This is a genomic window from Streptomyces sp. RLA131 (assembly GCF_056270125.1).
The window spans coordinates 6,494,886-6,512,697 of record NZ_JBWDOQ010000002.1 but is presented as its reverse complement, the minus strand read 5'-3'; the positions used below and the strand labels follow the sequence as shown (position 1 = coordinate 6,512,697).

General features: G+C 72.8%; 15 protein-coding genes and 1 pseudogene. 13 read left to right on the top strand and 3 right to left on the bottom strand.

Annotation, left to right across the window (positions count from 1 at the left end):
* Positions 1-26: 26 nt before the first annotated feature.
* The 4 genes from glgX to RWE79_RS30365 all read left to right on the top strand — a co-directional run bounded on the left by glgX (position 27) and on the right by RWE79_RS30365 (position 6,461).
* A complete protein-coding gene (glgX, locus tag RWE79_RS30380; RefSeq protein WP_475943269.1) occupies positions 27-2,147 on the top strand; it encodes a glycogen debranching protein GlgX in 2,121 nt (706 codons plus the stop codon).
* 111 nt (positions 2,148-2,258) lie between these two features.
* The gene (gene treY / locus RWE79_RS30375) at positions 2,259-4,586 is read left to right on the top strand and encodes a malto-oligosyltrehalose synthase (RefSeq protein WP_475943268.1); all 2,328 of its coding nucleotides are present in this window, start codon (positions 2,259-2,261) and stop codon (positions 4,584-4,586) included.
* 140 nt (positions 4,587-4,726) lie between these two features.
* Positions 4,727-5,797, top strand: a complete 1,071-nt coding sequence (locus tag RWE79_RS30370; RefSeq protein ID WP_475943267.1) for a lytic polysaccharide monooxygenase auxiliary activity family 9 protein — start codon at positions 4,727-4,729, stop codon at positions 5,795-5,797.
* Positions 5,798-5,969: 172 nt separating this feature from the next.
* The gene (locus RWE79_RS30365) at positions 5,970-6,461 is read left to right on the top strand and encodes a VOC family protein (RefSeq protein WP_475943266.1); all 492 of its coding nucleotides are present in this window, start codon (positions 5,970-5,972) and stop codon (positions 6,459-6,461) included.
* A 30-nt stretch (positions 6,462-6,491) separates the two neighbouring features.
* On the opposite strand, the gene RWE79_RS30360 is transcribed toward RWE79_RS30365, so the two are convergent.
* The gene (locus RWE79_RS30360) at positions 6,492-7,058 is read right to left on the bottom strand and encodes an FHA domain-containing protein (RefSeq protein WP_475943265.1); all 567 of its coding nucleotides are present in this window, start codon (positions 7,056-7,058) and stop codon (positions 6,492-6,494) included.
* Between the two features lie 274 nt (positions 7,059-7,332).
* On the opposite strand from RWE79_RS30360, the gene RWE79_RS30355 reads away from it, so the two are divergent.
* The 3 genes from RWE79_RS30355 to RWE79_RS30345 are packed head-to-tail and all read left to right on the top strand — an operon-like array spanning position 7,333 to position 10,200.
* Positions 7,333-8,235, top strand: coding sequence for a GNAT family N-acetyltransferase (locus RWE79_RS30355; protein WP_475943264.1), 903 nt, complete (start codon positions 7,333-7,335; stop codon positions 8,233-8,235).
* 40 nt (positions 8,236-8,275) lie between these two features.
* A complete protein-coding gene (gene treZ, locus RWE79_RS30350; protein ID WP_475943263.1) occupies positions 8,276-10,021 on the top strand; it encodes a malto-oligosyltrehalose trehalohydrolase in 1,746 nt (581 codons plus the stop codon).
* Positions 10,018-10,200 carry a hypothetical protein gene (locus RWE79_RS30345; RefSeq protein ID WP_475943262.1) on the top strand — a complete coding sequence of 61 codons (183 nt, stop codon included), beginning with the start codon at positions 10,018-10,020 and terminating at the stop codon, positions 10,198-10,200. The genes treZ and RWE79_RS30345 overlap by 4 nt, the downstream gene beginning before the upstream one ends.
* 40 nt (positions 10,201-10,240) lie before the next feature.
* On the opposite strand, the gene RWE79_RS30340 is transcribed toward RWE79_RS30345, so the two are convergent.
* Together RWE79_RS30340 and zapE are read right to left on the bottom strand one after the other, a co-directional pair.
* Positions 10,241-11,131: a PPK2 family polyphosphate kinase gene (locus tag RWE79_RS30340; protein ID WP_475943261.1), complete on the bottom strand. Its 891-nt coding sequence runs from the start codon at positions 11,129-11,131 to the stop codon at positions 10,241-10,243.
* 76 nt (positions 11,132-11,207) lie between these two features.
* A complete protein-coding gene (gene zapE / locus RWE79_RS30335; protein WP_475943260.1) occupies positions 11,208-12,287 on the bottom strand; it encodes a cell division protein ZapE in 1,080 nt (359 codons plus the stop codon).
* Positions 12,288-12,394: 107 nt separating this feature from the next.
* Between zapE and RWE79_RS30330 the strand changes: the two genes are divergently transcribed.
* The 6 genes and pseudogenes from RWE79_RS30330 (at position 12,395) to RWE79_RS30305 (ending at position 17,647) form a co-directional block, all read left to right on the top strand.
* The gene (locus RWE79_RS30330; RefSeq protein WP_475943259.1) at positions 12,395-13,147 is read left to right on the top strand and encodes a pyrimidine reductase family protein; all 753 of its coding nucleotides are present in this window, start codon (positions 12,395-12,397) and stop codon (positions 13,145-13,147) included.
* 94 nt (positions 13,148-13,241) lie between these two features.
* The gene (locus RWE79_RS30325) at positions 13,242-13,715 is read left to right on the top strand and encodes an indole-3-glycerol phosphate synthase (protein ID WP_475943258.1); all 474 of its coding nucleotides are present in this window, start codon (positions 13,242-13,244) and stop codon (positions 13,713-13,715) included.
* Between the two features lie 140 nt (positions 13,716-13,855).
* Entirely contained in the window at positions 13,856-15,262 is a 1,407-nt protein-coding gene (gene murC / locus RWE79_RS30320; RefSeq protein WP_475943257.1) for a UDP-N-acetylmuramate--L-alanine ligase, read from the top strand.
* An 11-nt stretch (positions 15,263-15,273) separates the two neighbouring features.
* A complete protein-coding gene (gene msrB, locus RWE79_RS30315) occupies positions 15,274-15,681 on the top strand; it encodes a peptide-methionine (R)-S-oxide reductase MsrB (RefSeq protein WP_475943256.1) in 408 nt (135 codons plus the stop codon).
* A 71-nt stretch (positions 15,682-15,752) separates the two neighbouring features.
* Positions 15,753-15,860: pseudogene (locus RWE79_RS30310) on the top strand (Uma2 family endonuclease); the annotation flags it as partial.
* 329 nt (positions 15,861-16,189) lie between these two features.
* Positions 16,190-17,647, top strand: a complete 1,458-nt coding sequence (locus RWE79_RS30305; protein WP_475943255.1) for an FG-GAP-like repeat-containing protein — start codon at positions 16,190-16,192, stop codon at positions 17,645-17,647.
* Positions 17,648-17,812 lie beyond the last annotated feature (165 nt).

Sequence of the window (17,812 nt, the reverse complement as noted above, 5' to 3'; positions counted from 1 at the left end):
GACCGGGAAGTGGAAGAGTCGACATCATGCAGGTCTGGCCGGGTCAGGCATACCCATTGGGCGCCACGTATGACGGCGCCGGTACCAATTTCGCCGTCTTCTCCGAAGTGGCGGACCGAGTCGAGCTGTGCCTTCTGCACGACGACGGTTCGGAGACCGCCGTGGAACTGCGCGAGGCGGACGCCTTCGTGCGGCACGCCTATCTGCCCGGCATCATGCCCGGGCAGCGCTACGGATTCCGGGTCCACGGCCCCCACGAGCCGACCCGGGGGCACCGCTGCAACTCGGCGAAGCTGCTGCTGGATCCGTACGCCAAGGCCATGAGCGGCTCGATCGACTGGGACGAGGCCGTCTACGGCTACCGCTTCGGCGAGCCCGAGAGCCGCAACGACATGGACTCCGCGCCGCACACCATGGCGTCGGTCGTGGTCAATCCGTACTTCGACTGGGCCGAGGACCGCCCTCCGCGGGTCGACTACCACCGCACGGTGCTGTACGAGGCCCACGTCAAGGGCCTCACCATGCTCCACCCCGACCTGCCCGAGGAGATCCGGGGCACGTACGCGGCCCTCGCGCACCCGGCGGTCATCTCGCATCTGGTGGAACTGGGCGTCACGACGCTGGAACTGATGCCCGTCCACCAGTTCGTGAACGACCACCGGCTGGTCGACGCCGGGCTCAACAACTACTGGGGCTACAACACCATCGGCTTCTTCGCCCCGCACGGCGCGTACGCCTCCATGGGCGACCGGGGCCAGCAGGTGCTGGAGTTCAAGACGGCGGTGCGCGCCCTGCACCGGGCCGGCATCGAGGTCATCCTCGACGTGGTCTACAACCACACCGCCGAGGGCAGCCACCTGGGCCCCACCCTGTCCTTCCGGGGCATCGACAACGCCTCGTACTACCGGCTGGCCGACGACCCGCGGTACTACACCGACACCACCGGCACCGGCAACTCGCTGCTGATGCGCAGCCCGCACGTACTTCAGATGATCATGGACTCGCTGCGCTACTGGGTCACCGACATGCATGTCGACGGCTTCCGCTTCGACCTCGCGGCCACCCTGGCCCGGCAGTTCCACGAGGTGGACCGGCTGTCGTCCTTCTTCGACCTGGTGCAGCAGGATCCGGTGGTCAGCCAGGTCAAGCTGATCGCCGAGCCCTGGGACGTCGGCGAGGGCGGCTACCAGGTGGGCAACTTCCCGCCGCTGTGGACCGAGTGGAACGGCAAGTTCCGCGACACCGTGCGCGACCTGTGGCGCGGCGAGAACGCCACCCTCGCGGAGTTCGGCTCCCGGCTGACCGGCTCCTCCGACCTGTACCAGGACGACGGCCGGCGGCCGCTGGCCTCGATCAACTTCGTGACCTGCCACGACGGTTTCACCCTGCACGACCTGGTGTCGTACAACGACAAGCACAACGAGGCCAACGGCGAGAACAACCGCGACGGCGAGAGCCACAACCGCTCCTGGAACTGCGGCGCCGAGGGCGAGACGGACGACGAGGGCGTACTCGCGCTGCGCGGCCGGCAGATGCGCAACTTCGTCGCCACGCTGATGCTGTCGCAGGGCGTGCCCATGCTCGCCCACGGCGACGAGTTCGGCCGCACCCAGCAGGGCAACAACAACGCCTACTGCCAGGACAGCGAGATCGCCTGGGTGCACTGGCCCAAGGAGGGCGACGAGGAGGCCGGGCGGCTGCACGAATTCACCCGCCAGATGGTGTGGCTGCGCCGCGACCACCCGGTCTTCCGGCGCCGCCGCTTCTTCCACGGGCGGCCCATGGAGGGCACGCACGACGAGCTCTCCGACATCGCCTGGTTCACCCCCGAGGGTGACGAGATGGCCCAGCAGGACTGGCGCGACGCCCACGCCAAGTCGCTGGTGGTCTTCCTCAACGGCAGCGCGATCTCCGAGCCCGGCGACCGCGGCGAGCGGATCGCCGACGACTCCTTCCTGCTGATGTTCAACGCCTCCGCCGAACCGCTGGAATTCGTGGTGCCGGTCAACCACGGCAAGGAGTGGCAGGTCGTGGTCGACACCGAGCGCCCGGAGGGCGTGGCCCCGGGCAGCGGCCGCAAGGTGACCCAGGGCGACCGGCTGCGGCTGGCGGACCGGAGCATGGTGGTGCTGCGGCGGCCCGCGTGACGGCCGGCGCCCCGGCGGGTCCGGGCCGAGCCCGGTTTCGGGAAGGGGCGGGTGGGGGAAGAAGCCCTGCGGTGTGATGATCGCGGCGTCCCACGGGGTAGGCAGTCCCCTATGACCCCGCCCGCCGCCGTGCCGACGGCCACCTACCGGCTGCAGTTGCAGCCCCGCTTCCCGTTCGCCGCCGCCGAGGCCGTGGTGCCGCGGCTGGCCGAGCTGGGCGTGTCCCACCTCCACCTCTCCCCCGTGCTGGAGGCGGTGCCCGGCTCGACGCACGGGTACGACGTCGTCGACCACACCCGGATCCGGGAGGAACTGGGCGGCGAGGAAGGGCTGCGCGCCCTGTCCCGGACGGCCCGGGCGCACGGCCTCGGCCTGATCCTGGACATCGTGCCCAACCACATGGCGGTGCCCGCCCCCGAGTACCTGGCCCGCCCGCTGTGGGAGGTGCTGCGCGACGGCCCGGACTCCCCGTACGCCCGCTGGTTCGACATCGACTGGGACGCGCAGGGCGGCCGGCTGCTGCTGCCCGTCCTGGGCGGCCGGACCGAGGACGTGCTCGGCGAACTGACGGTGCGCGAGGACACCCTGCGCTACTACGAGCACGCCTTCCCGCTCCGCCCCGGCACCGCCGGACTGCCGCTGCGCGAGCTGCTGGACGCCCAGTGGTACCGGCTCGCCTGGTGGCGGGAGGCCCGCAGCGAGATCAACTACCGCCGCTTCTTCACCATCTCGGAGCTGATCGGGATCCGGGTCGAGCACGACGAGGTCTTCGAGGCCACCCATGCCACCGTGCTGCGCCTGCTGCGCGAGGGCGTCGCCGACGGCCTGCGGGTCGACCACCCGGACGGCCTGGCCGACCCGGCCGGCTATCTGCGGCGCCTCGACCGGGCCACCGGCGGCCGCTGGACGGTGGTCGAGAAAATCCTCACCGGCGACGAACCACTGCCCGCCGACTGGGCCTGCGCCGGCACCACCGGCTACGACGCCCTCGACCGGATCGACGGCCTGTTCACCGACCCGGACGGCGTGCGCGCGATCACCCGCTGCTACGAGGAGTTCACCGCCGCCCCCGCCGACGAGGGCGGCGCATGGGCGCCCACCGCCGGCCGGGCCGCGTACCGGCTGGTCACGCACGACCTGGCCGCCGAGGTGGACCGCCTGGCCCGGGCCGCCGAGCGGGTCTGCGGAGCCGAACCGCGGGTACTGCGCGAGGCGATCCGCCAGGTCCTGGTACGGATCCCGGTCTACCGCCCCTACGTGGTGCCCGGCGAGCCCGCGCCGCCCGGGGCGGTGGCGATGCTGGAGGCGGCCGCCGCCGGGGCCCGCGTACCGGAGGCCGAGACGGTCGCGGACCTCGCGCTGGGCCGCCTCGGCCGGGGCCCCGACCAGGACGACTTCGCGGTGCGCTTCGCACAGGTGTCGTCCGCGCTGCGCGCCAAGTCCGTGGAGGACACCGCCTTCTACCGCTGGTATCCGCTGCTCAGCCTCAACGAGGTGGGCCGCGACCCCGCACGCCCCTCGTGCTCCCCGGAGGAGTTCCACGCCTTCTGCGCCCGCCGCCGGCGCGACTGGCCGTCCACCGGCACCGTGCTGTCCACCCACGACACCAAGCGCAGCGCCGACGTACGCGCCCGGCTGGCCGCGCTGTCCGAACTCCCCGGCACCTGGGCCGACTGGCTGCACGAGGTGTCCGGCCACATGCGGGACTACTTCACGCACGCCGGCATCCCGGTACCGCCCGCGCATGTGGAGTACCAGGCATGGCAGTACGCCGTCGTCTTCTGCTCCGCCGGCGCCGCCGACCTCGTCGCCGGCACCCTGCTGAAGTCCGAGCGAGAGGCGGGGCTGCGCACCGGCTGGACCGAGCAGGACCCGGCGTACGAGGAGGAGCTGACCCGGTTCGCCCGCGAACTGGTCTCCGGGCCCGCCGCCCACGCCACCGCCTCCGTCGCCCGCGCCCTCGACGCCCCCGAACGCGCCAACCGCCTGGGCGCCGCCCTGGTCCACCTGACCATGCCCGGCGTGCCGGACGTCTACCAGGGCGACGAGGACCGCCAGCTGCTGCTGGTCGACCCGGCCAACCGCGCCCCGTACGCCCCCGCCGCCGAGCCCTCCGAGAAGGGGCTGCTGACCACCGCCGCCCTCCGGCTGCGCCGTGAGCACCCCGACTGGTTCGGCCCGGACGCCGGCTACGAACCGCTGCCCGCCGCCGGGCCGGCCGCCGCGCACTGCGTGGCCTTCCTGCGCGGCGGCCGGGCGCTCACCGTGGTCACCAGGCTCTCGCACCGCCTGGCCGGGGAGGGCGGCTGGCGCGACACCGCGCTGGCGCTGCCGGACGGGAACTGGACCGACCTCCTGACGCACCGTACGTACTCCGGCAAGCTCCGGCTCGAAGAGCTGCTGGACCGCAACCCGGTGGGGCTGCTCGTCCTCGGCTGACGGCCGCCCGCAAGCGTTTACAGCCGGGGTGGTCCGCAGTACGTTCACGTAACAGATGGGAGCGCTCCCACTACGTGAAGGGACCTCACGTGACGAATCAGCGATTACCTCACCCCCGCAGACCCCACGGCATCCGCGGCATGCGCGGTATCCGCGGCCTCCGCGGCCTCCGCGGCCTCCGCGGATTCCGCAGAGCCGCCCTGCTCGTCGTCCTGTCCCTGGTGTCGGCCATGAGCCTGGTCTTCATCAACGGATCCACCGCCTCCGCGCACGGCACCCCGATGGCGCCCGGCAGCCGCACCTTCCTGTGCTGGAAGGACGCGCTCACCTCCACCGGTGAGATCAAGCCGAAGAACGCCGCCTGCGCGGCGGCGGCCGCGACCGGCGGCACCACGCCGTTCTACAACTGGTTCTCGGTGCTGCGCTCCGACGGCGCCGGCCGCACCCGGGGCTTCGTACCGGACGGGCAGCTGTGCAGCGGCGGCAACACCACCTTCGCCGGCTTCGACCTCAACCGCGACGACTGGCCGCTCACCCACCTCACCTCGGGGGCGTCCTTCAACTTCTCGTACAACGCCTGGGCCGCGCACCCCGGTTGGTTCTACCAGTACGTCACCAAGGACGGCTTCGACCCCACTCAGCCGCTCACCTGGGACGACATCGAGGACACCCCCTTCCTGACCGTCGACCACCCGCCGGTGACCGGGACCGTCGGCACCGTGGACGGCGCGTACAAGTGGACCGGTAACCTGCCCTCCGGCAAGACCGGACGGCACATCATCTACACCGTCTGGCAGCGCTCCGACAGCGCCGAGACCTTCTACAGCTGCTCCGACGTGGTCTTCGACGGCGGCAACGGCGAGGAGACCGGCGTCGGCGTGGGCAGCGGCGGCACCACGCCGCCCGGCGGGGCCTGCACCGCCACCTACCGCACCACCAACTCCTGGAGCGGCGGCTACCAGGCCGAGGTGACCGTCACCAACACCGGGACGATCCCGATGCTCGGCTGGATGGTCCACTGGACGCTGCCGACCGGGCAGGGGATCGACAGCCTGTGGAACGGCACGGTCACCTCGACGGGCACCGCCATCATGGCCGAGAACGCCGACTGGAACGGCTCACTGGCCGCCGGGGCCTCCACCAACTTCGGGTTCGTCGCCCGCGGCGGCCCACCCGACGGCACGATCGCCTACACCTGCATGGCCGTCTGACCCGGCCGCCCACGCCCGGGACCACGAGCCGGGGACCACGAGCCGGGACCACGAAGCCGGTGCGCCGGCCGCACCACCCGCGCCACCCCGAACCGTCCGGCCCGCCGTCACCTCACCCCGCCCGGCGGCGGGCCGGACACCCACCACGCCCCCGGCTGGTTACGGTGGACGCATGAATGCCGAATTGCCCCGACTTGCCGGGGTTCACCACATCAAGCTGCCGGTACGCGACCTGGCCCGCTCGGAGGCCTGGTACGGCCGCGTACTCGGCTACCGCCGCGTCGCCGAGTTCCTGGAGCGCGGCACCCTCACCGGGCTCGCCCTCGACCATCCGGCCGGTGGCCCGCATCTCGGGCTGCGCCAGGACCCGGCACGGGCCCGGGCCGCCGCCGGCTTCGACTACTTCGCGATCGGCGTGCCGGACGAGGACGCCATGCGGGCGCTGGCGGCCCGGCTGGAGGGCCTCGGCGAGAGCCACGGCGAGGTGATCCGGACCCGGGTGGGGTGGATCCTCCCGCTGCTGCACGACCCGGACGGACACGAGGTCCGCTTCTACACGATCGCCGAGCACACCCCCCGCGAACCCGGCCGGATCATGCGGGTCGAGGACGGCCGCGGCCTCATCGAGGCGTCGGCGCCACGAACGCCGCTGCCGCACCGGTGACCTGGACGCCGCCTGGCAGCGGAGCCTTTCTCACGCTCGCCGGGCGGGGTCCGCACCGACGGTGAGCCGGAAGCTCATCCCCCCGAAGGTCACCTGGTCACCGGCCCGGACGGCGACCGAACCCATCACCCGGCGGCCGTTGACGAAGGTGCCGTTCATCGACGCCAGGTCGCGCAGCACCCAGCCGCCGGCCTCGAAGCGCAGTTCCGCGTGTCTCCGCGATGCGGAACTGTCGCTCAGGCGCAGCTCGTTGACCAGGTCACGGCCGATCCGCAGCGGATAAGGACCCGGCTCGGGCAGCACCAACGACGGCAGCTTCTCGGACCGCCAGGCCGCGCGCAGCCGTACGGAGAAGGCCGACGCCCTCGCCACCGCTCCCAGCACCCGCTGCGAGAACCGGCCGCCGACGGGCGGCAGATCGGCGGTGAGGGCACGCAGTTCGGCGCGCTCGCGGGCGGCCAGCGCCAGACCCATCCGGTGGACGAAGGTGTCGTGCGACAACCGCCCCTCGACGGCGCCCTCCCGCAGCGCGCCGATCACACGCTCCCGTTCGGCGTCCGACAGCCGCGCGGAGGTCTCGAACTCGTACGAGGTCACGCCGTGATTGTGACAGGCGTGAGCGGCGGCAAGGGCCTTGTCAGAGGGTCCTGTTACGTTCGCTCGCACACCGGCCCGCGGCCTTCACCGGTACCGCCCGAAAACCGTTTGGCGCGGCGCCGGCCGGCGGCTAGGGTCCTGGTGACGCCCATGGACCAGGAAGGAGGCGAGAGCGATGTACACCAACACAGCAGTGCGCTCCCGCCCCGTCCGCCGGGCGTCCCAGGTCTGACACGGGAGCGCGTCACTCTCCCGTAAGGACAACACAACACCCATGCGTGATCTGGTCATCCGCCCGCTCGTCGCGGGCGAGACACCTCTGTTCAACTCCCTCGCCGACCCCGGCCTCGTGGGCCGCGCCCTGCTCGGCCATGCCTTCGCCCTGGCCGACGAGGGCGGCGAGTACCGCCCCGAGTGGTCCTGGATCGCCCTGCGCGGCGGCACCGTCGTGGCCCGCGCCGCCTGGTGGGCCGGGCCTCAGGACACCGCGCCGATCGCGCTCGACTGGCTGGACTTCACCGACGCCGACGCCGCCGTACAGCTGCTGCGCACCGCGCCGCTGCGGGCCGAGTACGACCTGCTGCTGCCGCCCGGCTGGCGCGGCCGGCCGGCCGTGGAGGCCGCCGCCCGGGCACGGATCGATGCCGCGACCGCGGCCGGGATGGAGCCGCTGGTCGAGCGGTACCGGTACGAGTGGACGCCGGAGTGCGGGATCCCCGGGCGGCCCGGACGGCTGGAGTTCCGGCCGGAGCCGGACGACGAGGTGATCCTGGACGTCCTCAGGCGCGTCGGGCAGGGCAGCCTGGACGCGCACACCCGGCGCTCCGTCGCCGACGGGGGCGCCGACGCCGCGGCCCGCGAGGAGCTGGACATCCTGCGCTGGTACCCGTCCCCGCGTGAGTGGTGGCGGCTGGCGTACACGCCCGGCGGCGAGCTCGCCGGGATCCAGATACCGGCGCAGAACCCCAACGGCCCGTGCGTCGGCTTCATCGGGGTGCTGCCCGGTCTGCGAGGCCACGGTTACGCCTACGACCTGCTGGTGGAGTGCACCCACGACCTGGTGTCGTACGGCGCCGAGAGGATCGCGGCCGCCACCGACCAGGCCAACCTGCCGATGGCCGCGCACTTCGCGAAGGCGGGCTATCCGGTGACGCAGGAGCGGATCAACCTCGTGTGATTGCCTGACGGCGGGCCCGGCGTACCGCAGCATGGGAAGCATGCTCTTCGAGGTGTGGGCGCCGGGCGCCGCTGACGTGGAGGTTCGGGTCGACGGTCGCGCGCATGACATGCAGCGCGACCCGGGGCGGGCCGGCTGGTGGGTGACGGAGGCGCCCGCCGCCGACGGCACGCGCTACGCCTTCGTGCTGGACGGGAACGGCCGGGCGCTGCCCGATCCCCGCTCCCGCCGCCAGCCGGAGGGGCCGGACGGGCCGAGCGCGGTGGTGGAGCACGAGCGCTTCGTCTGGAGCCGGGACCGGGAGTGGCCGGGCAGGCCGCTGCCGGGCGCGGTGCTCTACGAGCTGCATGTCGGCACCTTCACCGTCGAGGGCACCTTCGACGCCGCCGCCGAACGGCTGCCGTATCTGGCCGCGCTGGGCGTCACCCACATCGAGCTGATGCCGCTCTGCCCGTTCCCCGGCACCCACGGGTGGGGGTACGAGGGTGTGTCGCTGTGGGCGGTGCACGAGCCGTACGGCGGGCCCGAGGGCCTCAAGCGCCTGGTGGACGCCGCCCACGCCCACGGTCTGGGCGTGGTGCTGGACGTGGTGCACAACCATCTGGGGCCGTCCGGCAACCACCTGCCCGCCTTCGGGCCGTACTTCACCGACCGCCACCACACCCCCTGGGGCGACGCGGTCAATCTCGACGCCCCCGGCTCGGACGAGGTACGGGCGTATCTCATCGGCAGCGCCCTGGCCTGGCTGCGGGACTACCGGCTGGACGGGCTGCGGCTGGACGCGGTCCACGCCCTGGTCGACACCCGGGCCCTGCACTTCCTGGAGGAGCTGTCCACGGCGGTCGACGCGCTGTCCGGCGCGCTCGGCCGGCCGCTGTTCCTGATCGCCGAGTCCGACCAGAACGACCCTCGCACGACCACTCCCCGGGAGGCGGGCGGACTCGGCCTGCACGCGCAGTGGAACGACGACTTCCATCACGCCCTGCACACCTGCGTGACCGGCGAGGACACCGGCTACTACGAGGACTTCGCGCGGGCCGGCCTGGCGGGGCTGGCCAAGGTACTGAGCCGGGTCTTCTTCCACGACGGCACCCGCTCCGGCTTCCGGGGCCGGGTCCACGGCCGCCCGGTGGACCGGGCGGTCACGTCCGCGCACCGCTTCCTGGCGTACACCCAGACCCACGACCAGATCGGCAACCGCGCGACCGGCGACCGGCTCGCCGCGACCGCCGCGCCGGGGCTGCTCGCGGCGGCGGCCGCGCTGGTGCTGGCCTCGCCGTACACGCCGATGCTCTTCATGGGTGAGGAGTGGGGCGCCCGCACCCCCTGGCAGTTCTTCACCGACCACCACGACCCGGAGCTGGCCGCCGCCATCACCCGTGGCCGGCGACGCGAGTTCGCCGCCCACGGCTGGAAGGCCGAGGAGGTCCCCGACCCCCAGGATCCCGCCACCCGGCGCCGCTCCTGCCTGGACTGGACCGAGCCGGAGCACGAGCCGCACGCCGCGCTGCTGGCCTGGTACCGGCGGCTGATCGCCCTGCGGCACGCAGAGCCCGAGCTGACCGACCCCGATCTGGCGGCGGTGCGGGCGGTCCACGGCGAGCACACCCTGTGCCTGAGCCGGGGCCGGTTCCGGATCGCCGTCAACCTCTCCCCCGAGGAGGCGGTGGTCCCGCTCGACGGCCCGTGCGAGGTCGTGGCGGCCTGGGAGCCCTGCGGCCCCCCGGACGGGCACAGGCTCCGGCTGCCCGGCCACTCGGTCGCCGTCGCTACGCTCGTCGGATGACCCCTCCCGCCGACAACGCCTCCGCCGACGCCGACAACGCCTCCGCCGACGCCGCCGAGCCCCGCGCCGCCTGCGTGCTGTGCGGCGAGCCCACCGAATACCCGGACTCGCGCCCCGGCATCACGCTGTGCCCGCGCTGCGAATGGCAGGAGGCGCAGCGCACCGCCTGTTCCGGCTGAAGGCCGAGGTCTGAGCGATCCGGGCGATCCGAGTGCCGGATCACGTCTCCAGCAGGCGTCCGCGGCACTCCTCGACGTCGAACGTGGCCGGCGGATACCGGGGGTCCAGCACCTCCAGGTGTTCGCGCAGCAGCCGCGCGACCGCCCAGTTGCGGTACCACTTGCGGTCGGCGGGGACGACGTACCAGGGCGCGGCCCTGGTGGAGCACAGCCCCAGGGCGGCTTCGTACGCCTCCTCGTAGGCGGGCCACAGGACGCGGTCGTCGATGTCGTCCGGGCTGAACTTCCAGTGCTTGCGCGGATTGTCCAGGCGGGCCAGCAGCCGCGCGCGCTGCTCGTCGCGGCCGATGTGCAGGAAGACCTTGACGATCGTGACGCCGTCGTCGGTGAGCCGGCGCTCGAAGGCGTTGATCTCCTCGTAGCGCTGCTGCCAGACGGAGGGCGGCACCAGCCCGCGCACGCGGGCCACGAGTACGTCCTCGTAGTGCGAGCGGTCGAAGACGCCGATCTCCCCGGCGTGCGGCAGCGACCGCTCGACCCGCCAGAGGTAGTGGTGGGCCCGCTCCTGCTCGGTCGGCGGCCTGAAGGCGCGGTAGCGGCAGCCGGCCGGGTTCAGCCCGCTCAGCACATGCTTGACGGTGCCGCCCTTGCCCGAGGTGTCCATGCCCTGCAGCAGGAGGAGCAGCCGGCGCCGGTCACCGGCCGCGCTCTGGGCGAAGAGCCGCTCCTGCAGCTCCGACAGACGTGAGCCGGTGCCGGCCACCCCGGCCTTGGCGTGCACCTTGCCGGGCGGGCCGCCGGGGCGCGCCGAGGAGTCGTACGTCGAGAGGCTGACGGGGCGGCCGCCACCGGGTGGCACACGCAGCAGGCTGCGCAGGTCGGTGACGTCCATCGGTCCGCGTTCGCGTTGCTGCTTGTTCTTCTTCGGCACGGTCCGATCGTGCGACGGATCGCCCCGCCCCGCACCGCGGAGCGTCTCGGCCCGTCCGGCGACCGCGGCCGCAGCGCTACCGCGCCAGGCGCCGCGCTTCGCGGGCGAGGGCGGTGAGGCGGGAGATGGCCCGGAAGTACTTCTTGCGGTAGCCGCCGGCCAGCATCTCGTCGCTGAAGATCCGGTCGAAGGGCTCGCCGGAGGCCATGACGGGCACCTCGCGGTCGTAGAGCCGGTCGGCGAGGACGACCAGGCGCAGGGCGGTGGCCTGGTCGGCGACGGGCTTGACGCCCTGGAGGAAGACCGCGTCGACGCCGTCGCACAGCGCGCCGTAGCGGCTGGGGTGGACCCGGGCGAGGTGGTCCAGGAGTGCGCCGAAGTCGTCCAGCGAGGCGGCCCCCGCGAGGGAGACGCCCGCCCGGGAGGCGGCCTCGGCGACCTGCTCGCCGGTGTACGGGGGCGGGGCCTCGGGCAGGCCGCGGTGGCGGTAGTCCTGGCCGTCGATGCGCAGCGAGCGGAAGCGGGCGGACAGGCCCTGGATCTCGCGCATGAAGTCGGAGGCGGCGAAGCGGCCCTCGCCGAGCTTTCCGGGCAGCGTGTTGGAGGTGGCGGCGAGCTTCACGCCGGCGGCGGCGAGCTTGCCGAGCAGGCTGGAGACCAGGACGGTGTCGCCCGGGTCGTCGAGCTCGAACTCGTCGATGCAGACCAGCCGGTGCCCGCTGAGGGCCTGTACGGCCTGCTGGAAGCCGAGGGCGCCGACCAGGTTGGTCAGCTCCACGAAGGTGCCGAAGGCCTTCTGCTCGCGCGGGGCGGGGGCGGCGTGCCACAGGGAGGCCAGCAGGTGGGTCTTGCCGACGCCGTAGCCGCCGTCGAGATAGACCCCGCCGGGTCCGGCGGGCGCCGGCGCCTCACGGCGGAACCGGCGCTTCCTGGCCTCGGTGGCACCGCCCAGGGTCGCCGCGAACCCGGCGAGGACCCGGACGGCCTCGGCCTGGCTGGGCTGCGAGGGGTCCGGCAGGTAGTTGTCGAAGCGTACGGAGTCGAAGCGCGGCGGCGGCACCATCTCGGCGACCAGCCGGTCCGCCGGGACTCGCGGCTCCCGTTCGGAGAGCGCTATCGGGTGGACTGGGGTCTGCGCAGCGGCGGAGGACGACACAGCCACCCAGGGTAGTCCCTGGCGGGCACCGCTCCGGGCCGGTGTGGCGCACCCCACGTGCCGCGCGGGGCGCTGCCCGGCGGGACAGCCGTGCCAGACTGCATGACATGTACCGCCTCTTCCCCGCCCCCGCCATCGCTGTGGAGTCGCTGGACGACCTCGCGGACGCGTACGCCTACCCGGCGCTGCCGCCGGGCACCGCGTGGCTGCGGGCGAACATGGTGTCCTCGCTGGACGGTGCGGCCCGGCACGACGGCAGGTCGCAGGCGTTGTCCTCGGAGGGCGACATGAGGCTGTTCGGGGTGCTGCGTGCCCTGGCGGACGCGGTGGTCGTCGGCGCCGAAACGGTTCGGCAGGAGGGCTACCGGCCGGCTCGGGCCCGGGAGGCGTTCGCCGCCCGCCGGGCCGCCTCGGGCCAGGGCCCGGCCGCGGTGATCGCGGTGGTCTCCGCCGGCCTGGACCTGGACTTCTCGGCGCCGCTGTTCACCGAACCGCTCCGGCCCACCCTCGTGCTGACCGGCGCCGACGCGCCGGCCGACCGGGTCGCGGCCGCCGTGAAGTCCGGCGCCGAGGTCGTCGTGGCCGGTGACGGCACCGGCGTGGACCCGGCGCGGGCGGTACGCGAACTCGCCGCCCGGGGCCTGACCCGGCTGCTCGCCGAGGGCGGCCCGAGGCTGCTCGCCCAGTTCGCGGCGGCCGGGGTGCTGGACGAGCTCTGCCTGACCGTCGCTCCCCTGGTCACCGCCGGCGACGCCGTGCGGATCATGGAGGGTCCCGGGCTCGCCGAACCGCAGCGGTTCACCCCGGCCTCGGTCCTGGAGGAGGACGGCTTCCTGTTCACGCGTTACACGCGTGACTGACATCTGGCGGAATATCCCGTTCCGCTTGGCGGTGTGAGAGAACACTTACACTGCGTGCATCCCGTGAGGAAACGTGAGAAAGAAGGACGCGTTCGTGTTCACGACCGTACTCATGATCGAGAAGCCGCTGGTTCCGGCCGATGTGGAGCTCGTCACCACGCTCCACGGCGACGAGCCCGTCTCCTTCGTCGTCCTCATGCAGCCCCGCGGCGACCAGGACCGGCTGCTCCGGGCGATCGACGACGTCGCCCTCGGCGAGCTCGACAAGGCCGTGCGCGAGAGGCAGCAGCCCGAGGGCGACAACGCCCTGCTCCCCGCCGAACGGGCACTCAGCCACTCCCTCAAGGCGCTGCGCGACTCCGGCAGCGAGGCGGTCGGCGAGGTCGTCGAGAGCCACCCCATCGAGCTGCTCACCTCCGTGGTCGAGCAGACCCACGCCGACGAGGTCATCGTGCTGACCGCCCCCCACCTCGTCGAGGAGTTCTTCCACCGCGACTGGACCTCCCGCGCCCGGCACAAGGTGGGCGTCCCGGTGCTGAAGCTCTTCGCACACAACGTGGAGGACTGAGGAGCAACGGGACCGTCAGGGCCGGCGGAACCAGCAGGGCCGTGGGGACGGCGGCCGCCCGGGGTCCGGGGCGGCCGCCGCGAGGTGGAAGAATCGGGGCAGCACACCAGCCGGCCGGCACAACCCCGGGAGACGCGCGCATGACCCCCCCCGCACCGACCATTCCTCCCGCCATGGACCGACCGCACTTCATCGGCATCGGCGGCGCCGGAATGTCGGGCATCGCCAAGATCCTCGCCCAGCGCGGCGCGCACGTCGCCGGCAGCGACGCCAAGGACTCCGGGACCGCCCAGGCCCTGCGGGCGCTCGGTGCGACGGTGCACATCGGCCACGCCGCCGGGCACCTGGCCGCCGACGCCACCGGCGTCGTCGTCTCCAGCGCCATCCGCGCCGACAACCCCGAGCTGGCCGCCGCCCGTGAGCGCGGCGTCCCGGTGGTCCACCGCTCGGACGCCCTCGCCGCCCTGATGACCGGCTTCCGCCCGATCGCGGTGGCCGGCACCCACGGCAAGACCACCACCACCTCGATGCTCGCCGTCAGCCTCGGCGCCCTGGGCCTGGACCCGTCGTACGCCATCGGCGGCGACCTCGACGTGCCCGGCTCCAACGCCCACCACGGCACCGGCGAGATCTTCGTGGCCGAGGCCGACGAGAGCGACCGCAGCTTCCAGAAGTACGCCCCGGAGGTCGCCGTCGTCCTCAACGTCGAGCTGGACCACCACGCCAACTACGCCTCGATGGACGAGATCTACGAGTCCTTCGAGATCTTCACCACCAGGATCCGCCCCGGCGGCACCCTGGTCGTCGGCGAGCACCCCGGCGCCCGCGAGCTGGCCGACCGGGTCCGCGGCCGCGAGGACCTGAAGGTCGTCACCGTCGGCGAGTCCGACTCCTCCGACGTGTGGATCCGCGACATCACCGCCCGCGGGATGTCCAGCGAGGTCACCGTGGTCATGGACGGCACCGAGCACGTCTTCACGGTCTCCGTCCCCGGCCGCCACTACGCCCACAACGCGGTCGCCGCACTCGCCGCCGGCACCGCCCTCGGCGTGCCCACCGCCGAACTGGCCCAGGCCCTCGGCTCCTACACCGGCGTCAAGCGCCGCCTCCAGCTCAAGGGCACCGCGGCCGGCGTCCAGGTCATCGACTCCTACGCCCACCACCCCACCGAGATGACCGCCGACCTCCAGGCCCTGCGCGAGGCAACCGCCGACAGCCCCGGCCGCATCCTCGTCGTCTTCCAGCCGCACCTGTTCAGCCGGACCCAGGAGCTGGGCACCGAGATGGGCCAGGCCCTCACCCTCGCCGACGCCTCCCTGGTCCTGGACATCTATCCCGCCCGTGAGGACCCGATCCCCGGCATCACCAGCGCCGTCATCATCGACGCCGCCACCGCCCGGGGCGCCGACGTCACCGCCGTCCACGACCCGGCCGACGTCCCCGGAGCCATCGCTGGAATGACCAAGCCCGGTGACCTTGTTCTCACCATGGGCGCGGGCGACGTGACCGACCTCGGTCCGGAGATCCTCGCCCGCCTGGAGAGCTGAGGAGCACACCTATGTCGTACGAAGTGAACAAGAGCGAGAGCGAGTGGCGCGCCGAGCTGACCCCCGAGGAGTACGCCGTACTCCGGGAGGCCGGCACCGAGCGTGCCTTCGCCGGCGAGTACACCGACGCCAAGACCACCGGCGTGTACTCGTGCCGCGCCTGCGGTGCCGAGCTCTTCCGTTCCGACACCAAGTTCGAGTCCCACTGCGGCTGGCCCTCGTTCTACGACCCCGCCGACACCAAGGCCGTGGAGCTGATCGAGGACCGCACCCTCGGCATGCTCCGCACCGAGGTCCGCTGTGCCACCTGCGGATCGCACCTCGGCCATGTCTTCGCCGGTGAGGGCTACGCCACCCCCACCGACCAGCGCTACTGCATCAACTCGATCTCGCTGCGGCTCACCCCCGACGAGGGCTGAGCGAGGCCATGGCCGGGAGAGCCTGAGGCTACGCCGCCGTCAGCAGGACCGAACCCGTCCAGCGGACTCACGCGGGCATCGAGATCGCGGACGGGACGGTCGTCGTGAGCCCGGGCGCGTCCAAGCGGCACAACCGCCCGGCCCGCATCCCGGCCGACGCGCCGGACGCCACCGGCGGTGTGTTCATCTTCTTCTTGCCCGGGACGAAGGCGCGGCGGCCGGGCTTGTTGGCCCGTGGGCGGCGAATCCACGGGCCGCCAGGAGCGGCCGGACCTCGTGGACGGCGCGGGTGACGGCCAGTGAAGACGCACTTGGACAAAGCAGTGCGGCCCAGGTTCCGCGTCACAACAACACCCGAGCCGCACGGCCCACTTCATGCCCTGGAAGTGCCCCGATCGTTACCGTGCGCCCCGTCGTTGGCATCAAAAATCCTCCCCTTTCCCGTGCAACCCTTCAGGCTCACCAGAAGTCATCTCTGAGCCCGCACGTACCGTCTGGAGAGGAACCCATGCCCCGGCCCCATCACAAGCGCTCCCGGCGCCCCGTCGTCCTGGGCGCCACCGCCGTCGCGGCCGCCCTGGCCGGTGGCCTGCTGATCACCCTGCCCGGCGGCGCGAGTGCCGCCGCGTCCGGCCTCGCCGACGACTTCAACGGTGACGGCTACCGCGATCTGGCGACCGGCGCCCCGGGCGCTGTCGCGGGCGGGAAGGCGAAGGCGGGCGCTGTGGTCGTCAACTACGGCTCGTCGAGCGGCATCAGCGCCGCGCGCCACAAGACCACATCGCAGAGTTCCTCCGGTGTGCCGGGCACCTCGGAGACATCCGACCGCTTCGGCACCGAACTCGCGCACGGCGACCTCAACAACGACGGCTACGGCGATCTCGTCGTAGGCACACCGCTGGAGGACGTCGGCGGCGATGCCGACGGCGGTTCGGTCACGATCCTGTGGGGCGGCTCGGCCGGCCTGTCGGGCGGCACGACGATCAGCGACCCGAACGCGTCGGGCCACGACCGGTTCGGCCAGTCCCTCGCGGTCGGCGACTTCACCGGTGACGGGAAGGCCGATCTGGCGGTCGGTTCCACCGGCAAGGACGTGTGGATCTTCAAGGGCGGCTTCACGAAGTCCGGCGGCGCGGCCGGGAAGCTGCGCTTCGACGCGCAGATCGAGTCCGGCGCGTACCCCAAGGGCGCCGTCCAGCTGGCCGCCGGGGACTTCGGCAACGACGGGGCGGACGACGTGGTGGTGGGGTCCTCCGCGGGCAACTTCGTCTACCAGGGTGCCTCGACCGGACCCACGCTGCAGACCGAGGTGGGCTCGGGGTACGCGGGCGCGCTCACCGTGGCCGACTTCGACCGCGACGGGCACGACGACCTGGTCGTCGGCTCCGACTTCGGCTCCGTCACGGACCAGACGGCGAAGGGCGGCTACGCCACCGTGTTCTACGGCGGCGCGGCGGGCGTCGACACCACTCGCAGCGCCGTCTTCAGCCAGGACACCGCGGGCGTGCCGGGAGCGGACGAGTCCGACGACACCTTCGGTGGCACACTCGCCGCGGGCGACGTCAACGGTGACGGCTACCCGGACCTCGCCGTCGGCGCGGCCTTCGAGAGCATCGGCTCCGCGACCCACGCAGGCAACGTATGGGTGCTGCGCGGGGGCGCCTCCGGCCTGACGGGGACCGGCGCCCAGTCCTTCAACCAGGGCACCTCGGGTGTCCCGGGCGCCAACGAGCCGTCGGACATGTTCGGCGACGCCGTCCACCTCGCCGACCACAACAAGGACGGCCGCGCCGATCTGTCGGTGGGCGCGGGCGGCGAGAACAGCGACGACGGCGCCGTGTGGGTCCTGCGCGGCTCCACCGGAGGCGTCACGGCCACCGGCGCGGTGAGCTTCGGTGCGTCGTCCGTGGGCATCGGGAACGCGGGTGACGACCCCATGTTCGGGGACGCCATGTCGGGCTCCTGAGCACGTGGACAGACAGCCGGAAGGGGCGGCACCGGCGGCCTCGTCACGGGCCTGACCCAGCGGGAAGGGAATTCAGTACCGCTGCGGCGGCTCCATCCAGCGGATGGAGCCGCCCCAGACGATTCGCGACGCGGCCGATACATCCGGCTTTATCGATGAGTCCGC

Excerpts from the sequence above, each read along its gene's own strand:
- RWE79_RS30355 (WP_475943264.1), top strand. The coding sequence starts at position 7,333 with ATGCGTGATCTGGTCATCCGCCCGCTCGTCGCGGGCGAGACACCTCTG.
- msrB (WP_475943256.1), top strand. The coding sequence starts at position 15,274 with ATGTCGTACGAAGTGAACAAGAGCGAGAGCGAGTGGCGCGCCGAGCTG.
- treZ (WP_475943263.1), top strand. The coding sequence starts at position 8,276 with ATGCTCTTCGAGGTGTGGGCGCCGGGCGCCGCTGACGTGGAGGTTCGG.
- glgX (WP_475943269.1), top strand. The coding sequence starts at position 27 with ATGCAGGTCTGGCCGGGTCAGGCATACCCATTGGGCGCCACGTATGAC.
- RWE79_RS30305 (WP_475943255.1), top strand. The coding sequence starts at position 16,190 with ATGCCCCGGCCCCATCACAAGCGCTCCCGGCGCCCCGTCGTCCTGGGC.
- RWE79_RS30330 (WP_475943259.1), top strand. The coding sequence starts at position 12,395 with ATGTACCGCCTCTTCCCCGCCCCCGCCATCGCTGTGGAGTCGCTGGAC.
- RWE79_RS30345 (WP_475943262.1), top strand. The coding sequence starts at position 10,018 with ATGACCCCTCCCGCCGACAACGCCTCCGCCGACGCCGACAACGCCTCC.
- murC (WP_475943257.1), top strand. The coding sequence starts at position 13,856 with ATGACCCCCCCCGCACCGACCATTCCTCCCGCCATGGACCGACCGCAC.
- RWE79_RS30365 (WP_475943266.1), top strand. The coding sequence starts at position 5,970 with ATGAATGCCGAATTGCCCCGACTTGCCGGGGTTCACCACATCAAGCTG.
- RWE79_RS30370 (WP_475943267.1), top strand. The coding sequence starts at position 4,727 with ATGCGCGGTATCCGCGGCCTCCGCGGCCTCCGCGGCCTCCGCGGATTC.
- treY (WP_475943268.1), top strand. The coding sequence starts at position 2,259 with ATGACCCCGCCCGCCGCCGTGCCGACGGCCACCTACCGGCTGCAGTTG.